This is a genomic window from Candidatus Woesearchaeota archaeon (genome assembly GCA_027858315.1).
Lineage (GTDB): Archaea > Nanobdellota > Nanobdellia > Woesearchaeales > UBA583 > UBA583.
Map to the genome: position 1 here is coordinate 1 of JAQICV010000083.1, position 3,398 is coordinate 3,398.

The following is a 3,398-nucleotide window of genomic DNA, read 5'->3' on the forward strand; positions in this document are numbered from 1 at the left end:
AACAAAGAGCTTATGAACAAGCTAATCCTTGAGTTAGTACATCTGTAATAACAAGAAATTGAGAACAAATATTAATTAACTCTAAAACATGAGAAGATATTAAGAATTTATGAGCTACTGGAACTGGAGCTGATATAAAACCTATAAATATTTGAACATCAGATAATCCTAATTGGGTGCAAAAAAACGCAACTACTGGACAATATGACCCTATTAGTGTATCTTGATGATGAAGTGAAAACGAAACAACTCCTACAACTACAACAGATTTTATAAAACAAAATGAGTGATTTAGTAATGTAGTATATGATGATATGACATGACAGCCATTATCTCCTTGAATGGATTATCAATGAACTCCTACTATTTGATATTGATTTACTACAGTAGCCTGACAAACAGTAACAGCCTGAATGGAAGTATTAGAAAATTGAGATATTATAAAAGATTGACAAGTTATATCAAATGTAGATACAGAATTACAAAATCAAATATCTAAACATAGTAACTATGTAAATCTAGTAACAGCTCCATTATCAGAATCACAAAAAACAGCTTTAACAAGTTTTGAATATAATTTATGACCAAATATATGGACTTGAACAGGTAAAACTATTATAGATAAAATCAATAATTGAGATTTAGAATGAGCAGCAAAAGATATGAAACAATATAATCAAGCTAATTGAGAATTTATGCAATGATTACAAAATAGAAGAAATCAAGAAGCTGATTTATTAACTCAAAGTGATACTAATAATTCAGATAATTTTGCTTATGCTGAAACATTAACATCATCAGATAGAACTAAATTTTTAAAAGATAAATGATTAGAAGCTGAGTATATAAGTTATAAAGCTAATCAATCTACTTGAGATGCTGATTTTACAGATATTCAATGAATGACAGATATAACTTTCCCTGAAAAGACAACAATGTTTAAGACACAGTCGTTTTGATTTGGTAATAGAATGGATACTTCAACAGATATTATTAAGAGAACGGAGGATAAATATGCAGAGTCATTTACCGCAGCAGAATTATTAGCACCAAGATGAGAGTGGACTCCTGGCTTTTTAAAAAGCTGAGACAGACAACAATACGAACAAGCACAAAGAAACTTTATAAATGCAGTATTAAGACAAGAATCGTGAGCTACTATTGCTCCAAGTGAGTTTAAAAGTGCAGGAGAACAATATTTTCCATCTGCTTGAGATACAGTAGACACAATGGCGCAAAAAAGAGCTAATAGAGAACAAGTTATAGAAAATATGTACAGAAGTTCTTGAAAAGACGAAAAAGGTAGAAATATAATAGATATTTATAAAAATTTAAAGGTTAATAACCCTGCAACTACATGACAATCTAGTAATGTTGTACAAAGCTCTGGTTGAAATACTTATACTTGGGAAGATTAATTATACTTGGTAATATAAAATTATGGTACAAACACAAAATTATAAAAATCCTAATGCTATGAGTTATTTAAACCCAGTAGCTACACCAAAACAAAAGCCAAATTTGTTTGATTTTAGTACAATTAAACCTGCATTACAAGCACAGGCTACGCAGCAACCAATACAACAACCCACAACAACACAACAACCAACTTGAACAAATAGTATTCAATCATTTCTTAATGAAACTAAAGATAAGCCTGAATTTGATAGTAAAAGAAATGCAGTAATTAAAATGATACAAAATAAAGAGTCTGATAATTTTATACAAGATACAATCACAACTAAGATGTGATATAAGTGAATACAAGAACCTGAAGAATGATTTGTTTCAAAATTTGCTAATAGTTATTTAAAGCCTATACAAACTTTATGAGATGAGCTAGTAAAAAAACCAGTTGATAGATTTTTAGATTATGTACAAGGTAGAGATTTAGACCCAAGTAACACATATAGTAAAAATGATATATGGAAAATTTGAGGAGCAACAGTTGCAGCTTGATTTAATGCAGCTTTACCTTGATTAAGTGCTTGATTTAATACAGTATGAAGTACATGAGTTTGAGAAAAGGTGTTATCATCTGTCCCTTGACAGGTTTGAGTATGAGCAGGTATATGATGATTGGCTTGATGAAAAAAATGAGCATTAATTTGATGAGTTACATGAACAATGCCTTGAGCTACTGATTTTATGCTTAATAATGTTCCTTGATTAAAAGATTATTATAATAGTTTAGATGAAGACTGAAAAGCTGGTATGCAATGAACTATAAGTTGATTAGCAATGGTTTGAGCTTGAGTAGCAGGTTGAAAAAGTAGATGAAAGACCCAAACTGAAACAATTAATAAATTGAATAATATACCAGTTGAATTATCTCATTGAATAGTAGATGCTATTAAAACAATGCCAAAAAATGTAAAAGAATGAATACAAAAATCACAAATAAAAAAAGCTAAGAAACAAACAGTTAAATGAGAAGATATTTTATATGAAGCAGTAAATCCTACTACTAGAGAGAATAAAGCAGTTTTAAAACAAAGAGTACAAGATTTAGAACCATATATAGAAAAAAATCCATTAAAAAATTCACTTGACCTAGTAAAAGGAAGAATTGATAAAGTAAAAGAAGATGCCCTGTTTTGAATGAAGGAATATGAAAGTAATATAGGAGTAAAAGGAATAGTTGACACTAAAACTATTATAAAAAAAATACAGGATAAATTTATTCAAAGAACAAGCAAGTGAGTTATTATAGATGAAGCAACAGCAAAAGTGGCTAATGATTTAATAACTAAACTAAAAGAATTCTGACCAAAATTAAAAGATTCTGATATAATTAAAGTTAGAAGAAATTGGGATAAGATAGTAGAAAAGAATAAATGATTTATGCAAAGTGCTGAATCTAATATAAAATGAGATTTATTTAATGAAGCTAATAAATTTTTTAGAATAGAAATAAGAAAATCAAATTCTGAATATGCTAAACATCTTGAAGAATATAGTAAATCTACTAATATTTGAGATGTAATACAAGCAACAATAGATAGGAGAGTATGACAGCAAAAAGGTTGATTTATTAAGAACACATCACAAAATATAGCTAGAGTAACTGGAGTATGATTATGATGATTGCCTTGATATGTAGTTACAGAAGCATTAATACAATGAAGTGAATTTTTATCAAGTTCAGCAGTTAAATTAACTAGATGAAAAAGTCAATTAAATAAATGAATAAAAACATTAGAATCAAAAGGTAAAATACTTTCTAATAAAAAATCAAATGAGTTGGATAATAATGGTAATAGTCGTACTAATAATAGTAGCAATAAAGGAAAAGCTATTATAGCACCTAAAGTAATTAAAAAACCAGTAGAGGTTAAAAAAACAACAGTAAAAGCTCCTATTATAAAGCCTAAAGTTAAAAAGCCTATAATTAAAAA

General features: G+C 28.2%; 1 protein-coding gene. It reads left to right on the forward strand.

Annotated elements, in window-relative coordinates; all coding sequences use genetic code 11:
• Positions 1–1,440: 1,440 nt before the first annotated feature.
• On the forward strand, positions 1,441–1,614 hold the full coding sequence (locus tag PF569_08130) for a hypothetical protein (protein MDA3856199.1): 174 nt from the start codon (positions 1,441–1,443) through the stop codon (positions 1,612–1,614).
• Positions 1,615–3,398: the final 1,784 nt, after the last annotated feature.

What these genes read in the sequence shown, in the direction of transcription:
- PF569_08130 (MDA3856199.1), top strand. Translation starts at nt 1,441, where the DNA reads ATGGTACAAACACAAAATTATAAAAATCCTAATGCTATGAGTTATTTA.